Source organism: Neisseria sicca (assembly GCF_014054945.1).
Taxonomy (GTDB): Bacteria; Pseudomonadota; Gammaproteobacteria; order Burkholderiales; family Neisseriaceae; genus Neisseria; species Neisseria sicca.
The window spans coordinates 2,387,731-2,405,086 of record NZ_CP059566.1; the positions used below are offsets into that span (position 1 = coordinate 2,387,731).

Genomic DNA, 17,356 nt, shown 5'->3' on the forward strand with positions numbered 1-17,356 from the left:
CGTCTGAAAACGCGGTTTTGTATGATTGCGGCGTTTCAGATAACCTTGATTGTTTGGCGGGTTAGTTTTAAACCGGTACGGCGTTTCCGTATGGCTTTTGCGTGTATCTGAAAGATAATAAAAAAGCTGAGTTTTTCAACTCAGCTTTTTAAATTTGGTGGGTCGTGAGCGATTCGAACGCTCGACCAACGGATTAAAAGTCCGCTGCTCTACCGACTGAGCTAACGACCCGATAAGCCGTGCATTATATGGATGCGTCGGGAAGGTGTCAACTTATTTTTGCCAGTATTGCATAATTTTTTGTTTTCAATGGATTTTATCTTTTATTGTTCGGCGTGTCCGATGAAAAGCGATGCGCTTACAGCAGCCAGCCGCCGTCGAAACGGTTTAAAAATTCGCTAAATTGCTGTTGCGCCCTATGGATGACGATCGGGTCCTGCGTTTCCAATACGGCTTCAAAACGCGCTACTTCTGCGGCGATGATGTGCCGGTTGTCACCGAGGAATTCTTCATACAGGCGTTTGGCTTTTTCCAACAGATAGATATTGTGCTGCTGATCGCGCGGATGGATTTTCAAGGCGGCGAGTTTGATCAGGGAAGCCTTGATTTCTTCAGGCGTCAGGCTTTGGCTGTTTTGACGGAAAACCTGATTGATGTGCAGATTCAGGTTTTTGTTGCTGATGTCGACTTCCAAAAGCCCGTTGACGTCGTAGCTGAAGCGGACGTCTATCGATACCTGACCTTTCGGCTTGGGCGGGACGTTGACCGACAGTTCGCCCAGTTTCAGGTTTTCTTTGGCAAGCATGGACTCGCCTTGCAAAACATCGACCAAAATCACTTTCTGCCCGTCGTGGGAAGTGATGAAAGTTTCGACGCGCGAAACGGGAACGGGCATATTGCGCTCAATAATCGGGATAAACCGTCCGGTAACGTATTGGTTGCCAAGGTCCATGCCGGCTTCCGTACCGAGCGAGAAGGGCATTACGTCGGTAAGGACGACTTCTTCCACGCTTTCGTTGCGCGCAATCAGCGCCGCCTGCACCGCCGCGCCGCGTGCGATGGCTTCGTCGGGATTGACCGAAACAAGCGGGATACGGCGGAACAGTTGGGCAATGGAATGCCGAATCATCGGCATCCGTGTCGCGCCGCCGACCAAGATGATGCCGTCGATTTGCGAAGGGTGCAGCTTGGCATCGCGCAATGCGCGCTCCAGCGGTTGGCGCAGGCGGCCCATTAATGGCGTGGCGGCTTCTTGGAATTCTTCGCGGCTGATGACGGCGGAGTGAACCGTGTCGCCGTAATGGAAACGGATTTCCGTCTGCATTTCTTCGCCCAGTTTGCGTTTGGCGGTTTCCAATACCTGCCACAATTCGCTGTTTTGCGCCAGTTTGTCGCTTTCAGACGACGTCAGCGTCGTGCATTTTTTCAGGAAACACTGGCGCAGCACGTTGACGAAATCTTCGCCGCCCAAATGGTTGTCGCCCGCGCTGGCGGATACTTGGACGACGCCGTCGAAATAATCGAGTACGGATACGTCAAACGTCCCGCCACCCAAGTCGTAAATCAAAAAGCGCGTGTCGTCGGGTTTTTCCTGCAAACCGTAAGCAAGGCCGGCGGCAGTCGGTTCGTTGAGCAAACGAAGGACGTTCAAACCTGCCATCTGTGCCGCGTTTTTCGTTGCCTGACGTTGGATGGCGTTGAAATAGGCGGGAACGGTCAGAACGACATCGCATACCGGTTCTCCCAAAAAGGCTTCCGCATCTTCTTTCAGGCTTTTCAAAATCAGCGCGGACAACTCTTCGGCACGGAACGTGCGCTTGCCCAAATGGAAAGTTTTATCCGTTCCCATAAATCGCTTGAACGCCGAGGCGGTCAGCGTCGGGGCAGTGGAGAGGCGTTCGCGTGCGGCGATGCCGGTCAGGATGCTGCCGTCTTCGGCGACGCTGATCACCGACGGTGTCAGAAAATGGCCGTGTTGGTTGGGAATCAGGCGGGTTTCGCCGTTGTGGAACTGGGCAATCAGGCTGTTGGTCGTGCCTAAGTCGATACCGATTTGCAGGGTCATGAATGTCTCGTTTCGGAGGGGGTTGAATGTGTTTCAGACGACCTTTCACATCATCCGCACTGGGTCGTCTGAAAGAGGGAAGATTGCAAAATCATAACATTTCTTCCATTTATATGGAAAATCCGGCGGCGTTTCAGACTGGCGGATGGCGGGCTGCGTTGCCGTTTGGGGGAAGGGAAAAGGGGTGGAATGATTTTTATCGTAAAATGGGTTGTGTATTTGCCCGACGTTTCTAATCCGACATTGTTCTTGTCAATATAAATAAAAATAATAATTATTCTCTAATTAGGGAAAATATGTTAGGCTGATTTCTTTATTGTGTTAACGACTTAAGACGATGCCTGATATCAGCTCAACCAACCTCATCACCGCCTTCAGCATCGCCCTTGCCGCCGGATTGTTTACCGTATTGGGCAGCGGGCTGGTGATGTTTTCCAAAACGCCCAACCCGCGTGTCTTGTCATTCGGTTTGGCGTTCGCGGGCGGGGCGATGGTGTATGTGTCGCTGACGGAGATTTTCAACAAATCCAGCGAAGCCTTCGGGCAGGTTTACGACAAAGACAAAGCCTTCGCCGCCGCGACGCTGGCTTTTCTGGCAGGCATGGTGGCGATTGCGCTGATTGACCGCCTTGTGCCGAACCCGCATGAAACGCTCGACCCGCACGACCCCGCCTTTCAGGAAAACAAACGCCGCCACATCGCCCGCGTCGGCATGATGGCGGCGTTTGCGATTACCGCGCACAACTTTCCCGAAGGTTTGGCAACGTTTTTCGCCACGCTGGAAAATCCCGCCGTCGGGATGCCGCTGGCGCTTGCGATTGCGATACACAATATTCCCGAAGGCATTTCCATTGCCGCGCCCGTTTATTTCGCCACCCGCAACCGCAAAAAAACGGTCCTCGCCTGCCTCGCTTCAGGGCTTGCCGAACCTTTGGGCGCGGTTTTGGGCTACACCATGCTCAAGCCGTTTTTATCGCCTTTCGTGTTCGGCGCAGTGTTCGGCGTGATTGCTGGCGTGATGGTGTTTCTTGCGTTGGACGAATTGCTGCCCGCCGCCAAGCGTTATTCCGACGGACACGAAACCGTTTACGGGTTGACGTCCGGCATGGCGGTGATTGCGCTGAGTTTGGTGTTGTTTCATTTTTAAATCTGAACTAGACAGGCGCGGCAGAGTCAAAAGCAGTGTCGAGGTCGTCTGAAACTTTAAGCGGGGCGGATTGGCTAAGAAATGCGGATAAATCGAAAAGATAAATAAAGGTAGTAAGTATAATATGCTAAAAATGTATAGGAAATCGCATATTTAAACTGAAAATTAGGCTTTTTGTAACATAAATTTACGAAATTTTATAGGTTTATTATTCAATAAAAATAGAATCTATGTGAAATTAATATCATTATTCTGCTATACTTAAAAACACTTTCTTAATATTGACTATCCGTTTGGAGAAAAAATGTCCGAAAATTCACCTCTGCAATCCCTTCCTACTACCAACAAACGCATCATCGCCGCAGCTTTGGCGTTCTTTTTAGGTTGCTTCGGAGCGCATAAATTCTATTTGGGCTTAAACAAAGCCGGTATCATCTATTTGGTGCTTGGCGTGGTGGGTATGTTTGTCTATCCTGCTTTGATAGCTGTTATCGTTTTATCTCTCTTCGACGTCTTTAAATACCTGACATCTACGCCGGAAGAATTTGAACGAGTTTATGTTGTCGGTAAGAAAGAATGGTTTTAAGCATTGGCTGATGCTTTTGAATATTGAGCGGAACGATAGCGCGAAGTTTCAAATATTCATTTCATCTTAAAAACCAAAAAAAGGTCGTCTGAAAATTTTCAGACGACCTTTTTGTTATTGCGGAGACGAATATAAACGATTGTGGAATCAACTCTGGAAACGGCATCAGCCGCCGTAACGCAGCGCGGGGGCGGTGGCGGTGGCGAAGTTGGGGATGCTCTGCACCGGCGGCGAGAAAATCAGACATGCCGCCATCGGCGACGATGGCGGTCGAGTTGGCAAACAGGATGCGTTTCAGGCGGGCAGTAAAAATAAAATCTGTGTGAAATTAATATCATTATTCTGCTATACTTAAAAACACTTTCTTAATATTGACTATCCGTTTGGAGAAAAAAATGTCCGAAAATACACCTCTGCAATCCTCTCGTATTACCGATGACAAACGACTTGTTGCCTCTGTTTTGGCGTTCTTTTTAGGTTGCTTCGGGGTGCATAAATTTTATTTGGGCGTAAACAAAGTCGGTATCATCTACCTGTTGATTTGTATTTTGGGTTCGTTTATTATCGTTGGCCCGATGATTGTTTTTGTTTTCTGTATCATCGACATCGTTAAATACCTGAAATGTACGCCGGAAGAATTTGAACAAGTTTATGTTGTCGGCAAGAAAGAGTGGTTTTAAGCATTGGCTGATGTCTTTGAATATTGAGCGGAACGATAGCGCGAAGTTTCAAATATTCATTTCATCTTAAAAACCAAAAAAGGTCGTCTGAAAATTTCCAGACGACCTTTTGCTATTGCGGGGAATGAAACGGCTAACCTGAAAACGGTATCAGCCGCCCATAAACCAGAATTTCAACGCCCACAATACGGCGACTATCCACACCATAGGCGGCACGTCTTTGATGCGGTTGCATAAAAGTTTAATCACGGCGTAGCTGATGAAGCCGAAGGCGATGCCGTCGGCAATCGAATAGGTGAACGGCATGAACACGATGGTCAGGAAAGCGGGGGCGGCTTCGGTCATGTCGTCCCAGTCGATTTCACGCGCGCTGCGCAGCATTTGTGCACCGACGTAGAGCAGCGCGGGCGCGGTGGCGAAGCCGGGGATGCTCTGCACCAGCGGCGAGAAAATCAGACACGCCAACATCAATACGCCGACGGTTACGGCGGTCAGACCGGTGCGGCCGCCTGCGGACACGCCCGCCGCGCTTTCGACATACGGCGTGGTTGAAGACGTACCCAGTGCGGCACCGGCGACAATCGCGGTCGAGTCGGCGAACAGGGCACGTTTCAGACGAGGCAGTTTGCCGTCTTCCAGCAGGCCCGCACGGTGGGAAACGCCGACCAGCGTGCCGGTGGAGTCAAACAAATCAACCAGGAAAAAGACGAAAATCACGCTGATCATGCTAATTTTAAAGAGACCGTTGAAATCCATCTGCATGAAAGTCGGCGCGATGCTCGGAATTTCGCCGACCACGCCTTTAAAATCGCTCAAGCCCAGCGGGGTGGAAATGGCTGTGATTGCCAGAATGGTCAGGATAATCGCCCCTTTGACGCGGAAATGCCCCAAAGCCACCACCATGGCGAAGCCCGCCAATACCAAGAGTGCGGCAGGTTGGTGGATGTCGCCTAGTTTCACCAAAGTCGCATCGCTGGCAACGATAATGCCGGAACCTTTGAGCGCAATCAGCGACAAAAACAGCCCGATACCGGCGGCAATCGACATTTTCAAACCCATAGGCAGCGCGTTCACCAGCATTTCACGCACTTTGAAAAAGCTGAATAAAATGAAAATGATGCCGGAAACGAATACCGCGCCCAAAGCCACCTGCCAGGGAACGCCCATGCCTTTGACGACGGCGAAAGTAAAGTAGGCGTTCAAACCCATGCCCGGAGCGAGCGCAATCGGATAGTTGCCGACGAAGCCCATCACGAAGCAGCCGATGGCGGAAGCGATACAGGTGGCGACGAATACCGCGCCCATATCCATGCCCGTTTCGCCGAGAATCAGCGGATTGACAATGATGATGTAACACATGGCGAGGAAGGTGGTCAGACCTGCCATCAGCTCAGTGCGCACATTCGTGCCGTTTGCGCTTAAATTGAATATGCGCTCCAGCACATTTTGATTTGAAGTAGTCATGATTTATGCTTTTCAAAAAAAAGGAAAATTTGCGGGCGGTATTATACTGAAAACGCCTTGTTGTCGGGTGAAAAATTGTCAACATTCCACTTGGGCAATGCGTTGCCATTCCCGCTGTGTCTGTGCGTATAGTGGATTAACTTTAAATGAGAACAGGGCAGAGCGTGAGGTCGTCTGAAAATCCGAGCGGCGTTTTCAGACGACCTTTGCCCTTTGAATACGGCGGCAAACACGGAAAGGTCGTCTGAAACCGTGTTCCGAATACATTGTCCGCACTGGCGCGCAAGCGTAAAATTTCCGTTTTCCCAAAATGTGCCACACTCATGGAAACCGCCCTGCTCCTCGCCGGCAAAATCACCGAGCTGACCCTGATTGTCCTGATGGGCATGGCGTTGGTGAAATCCAAGCTTCTGAATTCCGAACACAGCCGCACGCTCTCCGTCATCGCGCTCTACCTCATCAGCCCGTCGGTAATGATTCACGCCTTCCAAATCGAGAACACGCCCGACATCATTGACGGGCTGAAACTCTCGGTCGCCTTGGCGGTCGTGTTCCATATCCTGCTGATTGTGCTGGGCAGGCTTTTCAAAATCCTGTTCAAGCTCGACACGCTCGAACACGCCGCCATGGTTTACACCAATTCCGGCAACCTCATCATCCCGCTGGTGATGTCTATTTTCGGACCGCAATGGGTGATTTACACCAGCGGCTTCATCATCGTCCAAATGTTCCTTTTCTGGACGCACTTGCGCCTGCTGCTTTGCGGGCGCGGCAATCTTGCGTGGAAAACCGTACTCACCAACATCAACATCCTATCCATTTTTATCGGCGTGTTCATGTTTGCCTTTCAAATCAAACTGCCGCACATCATCGACAACACGCTTGCGACCGTCGGCGGCATGATAGGTCCGGTCGCCATGCTCGTTGCCGGAATGCTGATTGCCTCGCTGCCGCTTAAAGAAATCATCCTCTCCAAACGGATTTACCTCGTCGCCTTCCTGCGTCTGATGCTTATCCCGCTGATTCTGCTAGTGTTTGTCAAAATTTCGGGCATTGCCCATTTGGGCGGACACAGCGATACCGTCGTCCTCATCAGCTTCCTCGCCACCGTCAGCCCCGCCGCATCCACCGTTACCCAAATGGCGATGGTTTATGGTCAGAACGCCCGTAAAGCCAGCGTGATTTACGGCATCACGACGCTGCTGTGCGTCATTACCATGCCGCTGATGATTGCGTTGTATCAAGCGATGGTTTGAAAGGGTTGGGTCAAGAAAAAGGTCGTCTGAAACACCTCGAACAGGGTTTTCAGACGACCTTTTCTTGCTACAATCCGTTTTTTATCGTTGCCATTATCATGAAAACCAGCGTCTGCCTCTCCCTATTGTTCCTGCTCGCCGCCTGCCATCCCAATGCCGAAGTCGCCGATACCGCCGCGCCGATCGCGCGCAAACCTTCTTATTTTGAGTCCGACAAACGCCAAGCCGCCACGCCGGTCAAAACGCAAACACCCGCGCTGCCCGCCATCCGCAGCCGCGCCGATTTCGATCTGCTTTCGCGCGTTTACGAACAAGACAGCGAATACGAAATCCCGCATATCCTCTTCCTTATCGACCGCGAAGACAACAACCGCACCGACTACATCAACACGCCGAAATACCGCCTGCACGAAACCTATCTCGCCGAGATTTTGAAGCCGATGCCGACGCGCAAAGAATTGTTCGAACAATACCGCAGCCCGAACCGCCGCTTCCTGTTCGGCACCATCAGTTGGCAGAACAGCACTCAAGAATACGTTTACGAATTTTGGGAAGGCGACAAAATCACGCCCGAATTGCTGAAATTGGCAGAAGGTCGTCTGAAAGACAGTTTCTTCGCCCCGCTGCGCTACAAAACCAATTCCCTGTGGCAGGAAACTGTTGCTGCGCAAAGCAAAGTCCCCTTCGTAACCCAAGAAAGCCTGATACAGAATTTCCCTTATCTGCCGTTGCATAGGGGGAAAGCGGTAGGCACATTGCGCGTCATCACTCAGGAAGACGACCTTTACGATGTCGGTGCGGACGACATCATCATCTTGAAAGAAGTGCCGCTGGTGTTGCCGCCCGTAGCAGGCATCATCAGCGAAAAACCGTCCACCGCGCTGTCGCATGTGAACGTCTTGGCGCGCGGCTGGGGCATTCCCAACATCTACCTCAAAGACGCGGAAAAAATCCTCGCGCCCTATATTGGTCGCCGTATCGAATTGGCCGCCGACGCGAAACAATATCGGGTCGCCCAAACCAACCGAAACACAGCCGCCAAGACCTTTTCAGACGACCTCTCCCTACCGCAGCCCGACACTGCCGATTACAGCCTGCGGCCGCTTGCCAACTTGCGCCGTGAAGACAGCCGTTACTGCGGCAGCAAAGCCGCCAACCTCGGCCATATCCGCGCCCATATCGCAGGCAGCAACGTCCCCGACGGATTCTGCATCCCCTTCGCCTACTACCGCGCCATGATGGACAAACTCGGCATCAACGCGGTAACACTGGCGCAAATCGAAACGCAAAGCGGTGGCGACAACCGCAAACGCCGTACCGCCCTGCTCGCCTTGCAGAAAAAAATCACCGATGCCGCAATCCCGTCCGAATGGAAACGCACCTGGGCGGAACAATGGCGCAGCCAATTAAACAGCAAAGGCGTGTTCGTCCGCAGCTCGTCCAATTCCGAAGATCTGCCGAATTTCAGCGGCGCAGGGCTGTACACCACCGTGCCGAACGTAACCGGCGAAAACGCGCTGGCGGAAGCAGTGAAACAGTCTTGGGCTTCCGTCTTCAATTACAGCGCGTACGAAGCCCGCCGCATCGCCGGACTGCCGCACGACAGCGTGAAAATGAGCGTCTTCGTCCAACAAAGCATCAATGCCGACCTCTCCGGCGTACTCGTTACCGTCAATCCCTACGATACCGCGCAGAAAAACACTTCCTACATCGCCGCCAAACGCGGGCTGGGCATTCGCGTGGTCGAAGGAAAACGGGTGGCGGAACAAGCCGTTTACAACCGTCGCAACGACGCCGTACAACGCCTCAGCTCCTCCAACGAAACCACCGCGCTGCAACTGGATGAAAACGGCGGCGTCAGGGAAGTACCGATAACTGGCGGCAACGTCATGAACCACGACCAAATCCGCCGCCTCGACCAAGCCGGACAGCAAATCAAACAGCTTTTCGGCAACGGCGAACAAGACATCGAATGGGCTTTCGCAGACGGCAAACTCGTCATCCTTCAGGCAAGGCCTTATTTAAACGGCGGACGGTAAAGTGGATTAACTTTAAACCAGTACGGCGTTGCCTCGCCTTAGCTCAAAGAGAACGATTCTCTAAGGTGCTGAAGCACCAAGTGAATCGGTTCCGTACTATCTGTACTGTCTGCGGCTTCGTCGCCTTGTCCTGATTTAAATTTAATCCACTATAAAATGGGAAAGGAAAAAGGTCGTCTGAAAACGCGGCTTCAATGAAGTTCAAAACCAAAATCTAGCAAAGGAAACATCATGAATTATCAGGATTTCATCAGCCAAACCGAAACACAATACGGCATCTCCCTGCCCAACCTATACAAACGCCTCGCTGCCGATGGTATGTTGGACTGGGGAGAGGCTGGCAGAAACTGGTATAGCGACACTTTCCCCAAGTTGCTCGAGCATCCGCCCTTACTGCTGGTCGGCTCGGAATTTGAACTGCCTCACGCCGACGAATTGCAGGGAATCAACGAACAGCTATGCGACGACAGTGAATGGATGAGTTTGAAACCCGAATACCGTGGCAAACTCATCGCCTTTGCCGGAGCGGGCAACGGCGATTACTACGCATTCGATTACCGACAAGAAGGCGGGCCATGTATCACACGTCTGTATCACGACGACGACTTCAGCGTAGTAGAAGCCGCAAACTTAGCAGACTTCATCTTCCGCAGACTGCTGCAAGCCCAAGCGGACTATTTCCCCGAAGAAGATACTTCCCCCGAAGACTACCGCAGGCAACTGTTTGCCCAATTGGAAAGCCACCGCCCCTACCTCTCCGCCGAACAATATGAATTCCTCCGGCAAACCTATCAAAAACCCTATCAAAAAGACCGATGGGGCGGATTGTTCATGTTGAGCGATGAAGAAACCAGCGCCGCCGAACAACAGTTCATCTCATGCGAACGGCTGGACGAAGAATTCGAACCTTTCGACTACGACTAGCGGATATATTGGTTTCGGTTTAAATCAGGATAAAAATACTAAAGAAAAAAGATGTAAGAAAACACCGCATTGTTTACATAACAGGTGTAGATTGAATTGGAAACCCAACTTTCACAAAGGTCGTCTGAAAGTTTTCAGACGACCTTTGCTTCGTATTCGTTACAATAGCTGTTTTGCTTACTTGGAATTTCTATGTACATAAAACTATTTTCTGCATTGTCAATTTTGTTATTTACAGTTAATTGCAATGCTTTTTCCAAAGCCCCTGATGCAGATGGTGTAGTTAGCATCAGGATGATAGATAATACTCCGTGTCTTTATATTGACAGACCTGACTTGATTGGCGCGTATTTCATAAATATATCCAATATATCTCAAGGGGATACAAGGAATTCTCATAGTATATTTTATAAGACAACATTTGAAGAAAATTATCCAAATAAAGAAAAATGTATTATGCTGGATTCTTCAAATTTTCCAGGTATAAAATTAGAAGACAAACAAATTTATGCAATTGATCTACATCCTGATCCAAATAAAAATGAACAATTAAGGATAGAGCCGAATTTCACTGGTTTTGGAGATACAATTTGCCTTAAAAAAGATCAAAATGGTCATTTTAGGGTTCAAGATTATATTAGAGGTGAATGTGTAGATAGGGTTCCTAACCAATCTGAACAGAAATCTTTAAAGGAAAATAAAGGAAGTTGGTTTGATCGGTTCATTGAGTGGCTAAAAAGCTTACTATCATGATTCTGTTATCTTAGATTATACAAGTATAGATTAGGCTAAAAACCAAGCATCTATCAAGGTCGTCTGAAAGTTTTCAGACGACCTTCTTTCGTTCCAAATCTATTCACCCATCACTTTCAAAAACCATCCATACGACATTTCTGCCACTTGTCATTAATCATTTGTCTTGCCTGCCTTTTTGATTTATGTTTAAACTTTCATCATAAATCATCCAGATCGCCATGACTGCCCGCCAATCCTACCACCTCACCTTCGCCCGTTTCTCCCCCTCACTCTCCGTCAAATCCTTCACCGCCTCCGAAGCCGCCAACACCGCCTACCGCGTCGAAATCACCGCCACCTCCGCCGATTCCTCCCTGCCGCTGTCTTCCTACCTCAACCAGCGCGCAGCATTTGAAATCCGTCCGCAGGAGGCCGTATTGTCCGAAGTAGTCAGTGCATTCGGGTCTGCTTCAGACGACCCTCCGGCGAAACAATGGCAGGGCATTGTGACTTCATGCGAGAAGCTGTCCGTCTCCAAGGATGAAACCGTTTACCGCTTTGTTTTAGAGCCGCGTTTCGCGGCTTTAAAACATTTCCAATCCTCCCGACTGTTTCAAAACCAAACCGTCCCCGACATCGTTGCCGCCGTCTTCAAACACCACGGCTTCTCCGGTGTCGACTACCGTTTCCAAAAAAGCCGCAGCTACACCGTCCGCGAGTATGTGACCCAGTATCTCGAAAGCGACTTCGCTTTTATCAACCGTCTGTGTGAAGAAGAAGGCATTTGGTATGCCTTCGAACAGCATGAACAACATGGCGACGTGGTCGTCTTCGGCGACAGTCCCGAACATTACTTCCGCGACCAAAGCCTGCCCGTTTCCTACCGTCCCCATGCCGGGCTGGAAAGCACCGGTACCGAAGCACTCTTCAACCTCAGCATCCGCCACAACCCCATCGTCGAAGGCATACGCTGTGCCGACTACAACTACCGCACTGCCGATACCGACCTCTTCGCCGAAACCGACAACAAACAATCCGAAGAATCTGCCGACAATACCGTCTTATTGGGCAAACAGCAAAACTGGGGCCTCCATCCCAAAACCCCCGACGAAGCCAAAGTTCAGACGACCCTGTTGAACGAAGCCGTCCTCTGCCGCCAAACCGTCGCCAACGGCAGCGGCAACGTCGTTTCCATGGCGCCGATGAAAGTGTTCCAAACCGATACCGCCTTCCCCGAAGCACCCGACGGCTGGCTGGTACTCAGCATGGAACACAGCGGCAGCCGCGATACCGCTTACAGCCACACCTTTACCGCCGTTCCCGCCCAACTCGCCTTCCGTCCCGAACGCACCACACCGCGCCCCCATATCGCCGGCACACTGCCCGCACGGGTGACCGCGGCGGAGAACTGCACCTACGCCTACATCGACGACATGGGCCGCTACCGCGTCAAACTCCCGTTTGATTTGGACGAATGGAGTCCCGGCGGCGAAAGCCGTCCCGTCCGACTGGCCAAACCCTATGCCGGTCCCGAATACGGCATCCACTTCCCCTTACACGAAGGCACCGAAGTCATGCTGTCCTTCGTCCAAGGCAATCCCGACCGCCCGTATATCTCCGGCGTCATGCACGACAGCGCCCATCCCGACCACATCCCTGCCGACTGGAACACAAGGAACGTCATCCGTACCTGGGCGAACAACAAACTCAGGATGGAAGACCAAAAAGGTCAGGAACACATCAAACTCGCCACCGACTATCAGAAATCCCAACTCAACCTCGGCCACATCGTCGACTCAAGTCGGGAAAAACGCGGAGAGAACGGTGAAGGCTTCGAACTCAGAACCGACGGCTGGGGTGCGGTACGGGCAGGTAAAGGCATACTCGTCAGCGCACAAAACCAAGACGCCAACGGCAAAGTGCTGGATATGGACGATGCCATTTCCCAACTCGAACAGGCACTCTCCCTCGCCAAAAGCCTGAACAAAGCCGCCCAAACCGCCAACAACCACCACACCGATGAAGAAACCCAAAGGGGTCGTCTGAAAGACGCCCTCAAAGACCTGAAAGAGGCCGGTTTGATCCAAACCGCCCCTGCCGGCATCGCTACCGCAACCCAACAAAGCCAACTGCACACCGCCAATGAAAACATTCACCTAGTCAGCGGCAACCATACCGACATCAGCGCCGGCCAAAGCCTGACCGCCCATGCGGTAGAAAGCCTCAACCTGTTTGCGCAAAGCAGCGGTATTAAGGTGCAGGCCAATCAGGGCAAAGTGGAAGTGCAGGCACAGAATGACGAGTTGCAGCTGAATGCGTTGAAGGATGCGGTGCTGACCAGCAGTGCGGGCAGAGTAAATATTGCAGCGCAAGAGGAAGTTTTAATTACCTGTAAAGGCGCATACATCAAATTCTCGAATGGAGAAATTGAGATCGGGAGTCCGAAGCTGGTTAGGGTGAAGGCGCCGTTGGAGGTGACGGGACCGAATAGTGCAGGGGTAAATATGAAAGGTATGCCTGCAGTTGAAAAATATGATGAGCAGTTTGTACTATACACTGTGTCTGGTCAAGTCAAAAAGAAAACGCAGTATGTGATTACCGATAAAGCGGGTAATGAGTATTTCGGTATTACTGACACCAAAGGGCGAACGGCTAGAATCCATACTCCGAACCCAGAAGAATTGGAAATATTCGAGGTTTTTGGAGATTCTTTGTGAAACGATTATTCAAACACGGAAAATTAACTTATGACTACATGCAAAACCAATACACAACCAAACTCTAAACAGGAAGTCTGTTACGATTGTACAAATGTTTGGGCTAAAGGGCAGTATGCGGCTCTATTTCGAGTAAAAAGTGGGATGTTTAAATCCTATAATATCTTGTTTCAAAACGGCACCCGTGTGCAAAGAAGAGGGTATACGGTTTATCAAGTTAACCAAAATTACGCACAACGCGCATATGATATAGCGGCGGTCTACGCTAAAATGTATTTAGGTTCGGGTGAGTTTAAAGAATTCCCTGTATTAAAGAATAATTCCGGACTGTTTTACTGGATGGGGCTGGCAGCTTTTGCAAGTAAAACTGTAGGCTGCGCATTGGACAATCCATGGGTAAAAGACCCGGGTGGGATGGTTAGACAATATACTGGCCTATTAAGAAATTTAACGCCATTCCTTCCCCCTTCACATGGCATCCATAATAATACCTACATTATTGATTTAATGCCTCAGCTGAGTACACAGTTGGCAAAAGGCAATGTGTGGCTTTTTCTAGATGTTATGCCTTGGCACTATGTTTATGCCCAAAATCCTGCCGTCTTTAGACAATGTCTATCCAAAAGAAAATTTGATGCATTGCCTACAGTCATAAAGGAAGATTTGGGAAAAGTGGACGGCTTTGAAGATACAATAGAAGATCGAAATATGAATTTTGCTGATTCTGGCAAACAATATATTCAAAAAGCTTTTTCTGCTTTAGATGAGGCACTAAAACTTGAAGAATCACGGAAAATTGCTGAAAAAAAAATTCTTCACCTTTTTTATATCGCCTACCACGAACAGGAAATTATCCTGCAAAAGATTATGTATGAGGGGAGAGTTTTCCCAGCTTACTTATCAATGTCTCGGATGCTGGAAGATAAACTTCCAGGATTGTATGCGCAACTCCCTCAAAATGAACTGAACCTGGTTGCTACCTGTAAAATTAAAAAAGGACAGGAACGCTTTCAATCAAAAGCACCGAGAGGTATTGAGCTGGAGAATTTAGAACAACGAATGAATTGGATTACAAAAGCGGCAACTATATACCATAAGAGAATGAGCCGTCCTTCAGATAAACAGTTTATCGAGAACCAACTGCGCATTTTGGCTGCAAGAAAACGGGCGGGAGTGGGAGACCATGCTTAAACATTTGGCAATCTCAATACTTTCATTTGTTACTATCATTTTATTATCAGGAGGCTGTAACCCCATGACACAGCAAACGCCAAAAGACAACCTGCCCGACACGGTGTCCATTACCCTGCCGGAATCCAGCAAACATTTTGTTAACAGATTCCCCGAAAATTATGCAGGACCTTCTGACGACTCAGAATTTTTTAATGTCAATCAATATGAAATAGACTTTAATCAGAAAAAAACCGTTGTTTTTGAACACGGCAAACATACTTTTAAAATACCTCATGTAAGCAGTATTACTGCATATGAAGATGGAAGTCATAACCCGTTCTTAGGCGTTGATGAGTTTGACATGTTTTCTGGCCTCGGCAAAAGCAGCAACATCAGTGATGAAGAAGCAAGACAGAATTTCTATAATCTGATCAGGCAGATGCATCAAGCCGGTTGGACAGATTTGATTTACCTCAGCGACCCAAGGATTAAGCGCGATCGTAAAAATGCCGCTGCTTTTTTTGAATTAGAAGACGGTTGGAACAAAGAAAAAACGATAGCCAGTGTTCCCACCACTATTGAACTGACCCCTGAAGAATGGAAGAAACTGCCCAACTTGGCTCAGATAGGAAGACTATATGCGGAGGGTGTGCTTGTGGAGTTTATGCTTGGCAAGGATGACTCAGAACAATATCGAGACCAATACGGCAACGGTCAGTATGCTCTGCGAATTACTATAAGTGCATATTGGGATTTCCTCCGGTCATATGCACAAGAAGAATTTGGCAAACCAAGCTACCGCGAAGCCTTGGATAAACAGTTCCGCTTACTGGCAAAGGAAAGGAAAAAAATGGAAGACAAAGCCCGCGCAGAAGGCTTTGAGATCGACGAAAGCTATCAAGACCCGCCCATACCACCCCTAGTAGAACTCCCGCGCGACGGTTCACGCTGATTGAAACGGGAAAAAAGAAGCGTAGATTGGGCTAAGAATCAAACATCTATCAAGGTCGTCTGAAAAGTTTTCAGACGACCTCTTTATTAATGGCGTTCATCCTGCATGAGTGCTTCGGCTGTTGTTATCTTTTGAAGATATTTCATCACACATCAAATCTGCTGTAATCTAAAATCGCCATTTACGAAGCGGCATGGACTAATCATGTCTGCCTTTTCAGACGACCTTTGCTTCGTATCCGTTACAATATCTGTTTTAAACCCTGCCTATCCGTTCCATGAAAACTCCGTTTCGTTTGTTTCCTGCCACTGTTTTGCTTGCGCTGCTGCCTTTGGGTTTCTTAGCGGTGATGGTGGTTGCGCCATTGGTGGCGATGGCGGCTTATGACGGGTCGGCTTGGTCGCTGGTGGTGACTGACGATTATATGCAGCATCGCTTGGTTTGGACGGTGGTTCAGGCGGCGGGCACTTGTGTGCTGGTTTTGCTGCTCGGTATTCCGGTGGGGTGGTCGTTGGCGAGGTTGTCGTTTCGCGGGCGTGAGATGATTTTGCGGCTTTATAAGATATCGACATCTCTCAGAGAATCATATCAAAAACAGGGTAAGTCCGTAGAAGAAGCCAGAACACTTGCTAATGCAAGAACCAAGGCGATTATGAAAGAGCGGATGCACTGCATAACCCCGATATGATTGCCGGAGGTAAAGATGTCACTGAACGTTTAGGCCGTAGTGATGTCAATCGATCCATTGGCGGAAACTGGAATCAAAAAGCTCCGGATAGCAAGGAGGCCGGAGACTACAGAACCCGCTTGAAGCAGCTTGATGATTACGCCAATGAAATGAAGAAAAAGTATGGTGGAAATGCCAATATGAATGCAGAATTTAACCGTTGTCCGACATAGAAGGAGTAAACATATGAATCTATTCAAACAAACTGAAGGATCAGAATATTTTTTTGAAAAATTTGGAATGCCATTTGCTTCCACGCCGGTTTCAACTGAAACCTTGGCCAAATATCGCGGTAAATTGCCTGACCGTTTGCTGGAATATTGGCAGGAATTTGGTTTCTGCGGATTTAAGGACGGAATATTTTGGCTGACCAATCCGGAAGACTACGAGGACATTTTGGCAGAATGGTTGCCGGAAGATGAATTGAAAAAGAAAAAACATTATGTGATTGCCCGTTCAGGATTTGGGGAGCTGTTTGTGTGGAACAGCAATTTAGGAACCCAATATGAGCTTGATCCAATTAGAGGGTGGATATTTAAAAGGGATACTGATTTCAGCGATTGGATTCAGGACGGAAGAGACGGAGAAGTGATTGATGGTTTCTTCGGTTTCCAGGTATATGAAGAGTTGGATACACAAGACAATGATGGCAATCCGCTCTTTCAACGCTGTGTCGAATTATGGGGTCCGCTGGCAGAAAATGAGATGTTTACCTTTGCCCCATATCCTTTTATCAGCGACAGTCAGACGCTGGATGCAATTCTTAAGGCAGATTTATTCATTAATTTTGACATTGTAAGGCAAATGAAAGAACCGGAGATTTTAACAACAAGGGATTTATTGAGAAAAGGCTGGGGCATTTGATAAAAGGTCGTCTGAAAAACCTTTCAG

Annotated in this window: 15 protein-coding genes, 1 tRNA gene and 1 pseudogene; 13 read left to right on the forward strand and 4 right to left on the reverse strand. The window is 49.2% G+C overall.

The genetic code is table 11. The annotated features are described in order from the left end of the window. Positions 1-155: 155 nt before the first annotated feature. A tRNA-Lys gene (locus H3L95_RS11380) sits at positions 156-231 on the reverse strand. Between the two features lie 127 nt (positions 232-358). Further along, the gene (locus H3L95_RS11385; protein ID WP_003758806.1) at positions 359-2,065 is read right to left on the reverse strand and encodes a molecular chaperone HscC; all 1,707 of its coding nucleotides are present in this window, start codon (positions 2,063-2,065) and stop codon (positions 359-361) included. Positions 2,066-2,402: 337 nt separating this feature from the next. Between H3L95_RS11385 and zupT the strand changes: the two genes are divergently transcribed. The 3 genes from zupT (at position 2,403) to H3L95_RS11400 (ending at position 4,478) form a co-directional block, all read left to right on the forward strand. After that, positions 2,403-3,212: a zinc transporter ZupT gene (gene zupT / locus H3L95_RS11390; protein WP_003758802.1), complete on the forward strand. Its 810-nt coding sequence runs from the start codon at positions 2,403-2,405 to the stop codon at positions 3,210-3,212. A gap of 304 nt (positions 3,213-3,516) precedes the next feature. Further along, positions 3,517-3,798 (forward strand): TM2 domain-containing protein, encoded by a 282-nt coding sequence (locus H3L95_RS11395; RefSeq protein ID WP_003758800.1) that lies wholly within the window; start codon positions 3,517-3,519, stop codon positions 3,796-3,798. Positions 3,799-4,193: 395 nt separating this feature from the next. After that, positions 4,194-4,478, forward strand: coding sequence for a TM2 domain-containing protein (locus H3L95_RS11400; protein WP_003758795.1), 285 nt, complete (start codon positions 4,194-4,196; stop codon positions 4,476-4,478). Between the two features lie 150 nt (positions 4,479-4,628). On the opposite strand, the gene H3L95_RS11405 is transcribed toward H3L95_RS11400, so the two are convergent. After that, positions 4,629-5,942, reverse strand: a complete 1,314-nt coding sequence (locus H3L95_RS11405) for an NCS2 family permease (protein ID WP_003758793.1) — start codon at positions 5,940-5,942, stop codon at positions 4,629-4,631. Between the two features lie 142 nt (positions 5,943-6,084). Beyond that, positions 6,085-6,267 carry a hypothetical protein gene (locus H3L95_RS11410; RefSeq protein WP_003758790.1) on the reverse strand — a complete coding sequence of 61 codons (183 nt, stop codon included), beginning with the start codon at positions 6,265-6,267 and terminating at the stop codon, positions 6,085-6,087. Here H3L95_RS11410 and H3L95_RS11415 point away from each other — a divergent pair. The 10 genes and pseudogenes from H3L95_RS11415 (at position 6,266) to H3L95_RS11460 (ending at position 17,329) form a co-directional block, all read left to right on the forward strand. Further along, complete coding sequence (locus tag H3L95_RS11415) at positions 6,266-7,198, forward strand: AEC family transporter (RefSeq protein ID WP_003758791.1); 933 nt, start codon at positions 6,266-6,268, stop codon at positions 7,196-7,198. The genes H3L95_RS11410 and H3L95_RS11415 overlap by 2 nt on opposite strands. Continuing rightward, positions 7,147-9,237: a PEP/pyruvate-binding domain-containing protein gene (locus H3L95_RS11420; protein ID WP_259345819.1), complete on the forward strand. Its 2,091-nt coding sequence runs from the start codon at positions 7,147-7,149 to the stop codon at positions 9,235-9,237. Before H3L95_RS11415 ends, H3L95_RS11420 begins: the two co-directional genes overlap by 52 nt. Positions 9,238-9,468: 231 nt before the next feature. Further along, a complete protein-coding gene (locus H3L95_RS11425; protein WP_003758782.1) occupies positions 9,469-10,161 on the forward strand; it encodes an SMI1/KNR4 family protein in 693 nt (230 codons plus the stop codon). Positions 10,162-10,353: 192 nt separating this feature from the next. Further along, positions 10,354-10,914 carry a hypothetical protein gene (locus tag H3L95_RS11430; RefSeq protein WP_003758780.1) on the forward strand — a complete coding sequence of 187 codons (561 nt, stop codon included), beginning with the start codon at positions 10,354-10,356 and terminating at the stop codon, positions 10,912-10,914. A 221-nt stretch (positions 10,915-11,135) separates the two neighbouring features. Next, complete coding sequence (locus tag H3L95_RS11435) at positions 11,136-13,613, forward strand: type VI secretion system Vgr family protein (protein WP_094105960.1); 2,478 nt, start codon at positions 11,136-11,138, stop codon at positions 13,611-13,613. A 30-nt stretch (positions 13,614-13,643) separates the two neighbouring features. Continuing rightward, positions 13,644-14,804 carry a DUF2515 family protein gene (locus H3L95_RS11440; RefSeq protein ID WP_040668577.1) on the forward strand — a complete coding sequence of 387 codons (1,161 nt, stop codon included), beginning with the start codon at positions 13,644-13,646 and terminating at the stop codon, positions 14,802-14,804. Further along, complete coding sequence (locus H3L95_RS11445; protein WP_003758771.1) at positions 14,797-15,738, forward strand: hypothetical protein; 942 nt, start codon at positions 14,797-14,799, stop codon at positions 15,736-15,738. Before H3L95_RS11440 ends, H3L95_RS11445 begins: the two co-directional genes overlap by 8 nt. Positions 15,739-16,015: 277 nt before the next feature. Further along, positions 16,016-16,294, forward strand: a pseudogene (locus H3L95_RS11450) (iron ABC transporter permease); the annotation flags it as partial. A gap of 128 nt (positions 16,295-16,422) precedes the next feature. Next, a complete protein-coding gene (locus H3L95_RS11455; protein WP_003758767.1) occupies positions 16,423-16,638 on the forward strand; it encodes a polymorphic toxin type 15 domain-containing protein in 216 nt (71 codons plus the stop codon). Positions 16,639-16,651: 13 nt separating this feature from the next. Then, entirely contained in the window at positions 16,652-17,329 is a 678-nt protein-coding gene (locus tag H3L95_RS11460; RefSeq protein WP_182096161.1) for a GAD-like domain-containing protein, read from the forward strand. The last annotated feature ends 27 nt before the right edge of the window (positions 17,330-17,356 follow it).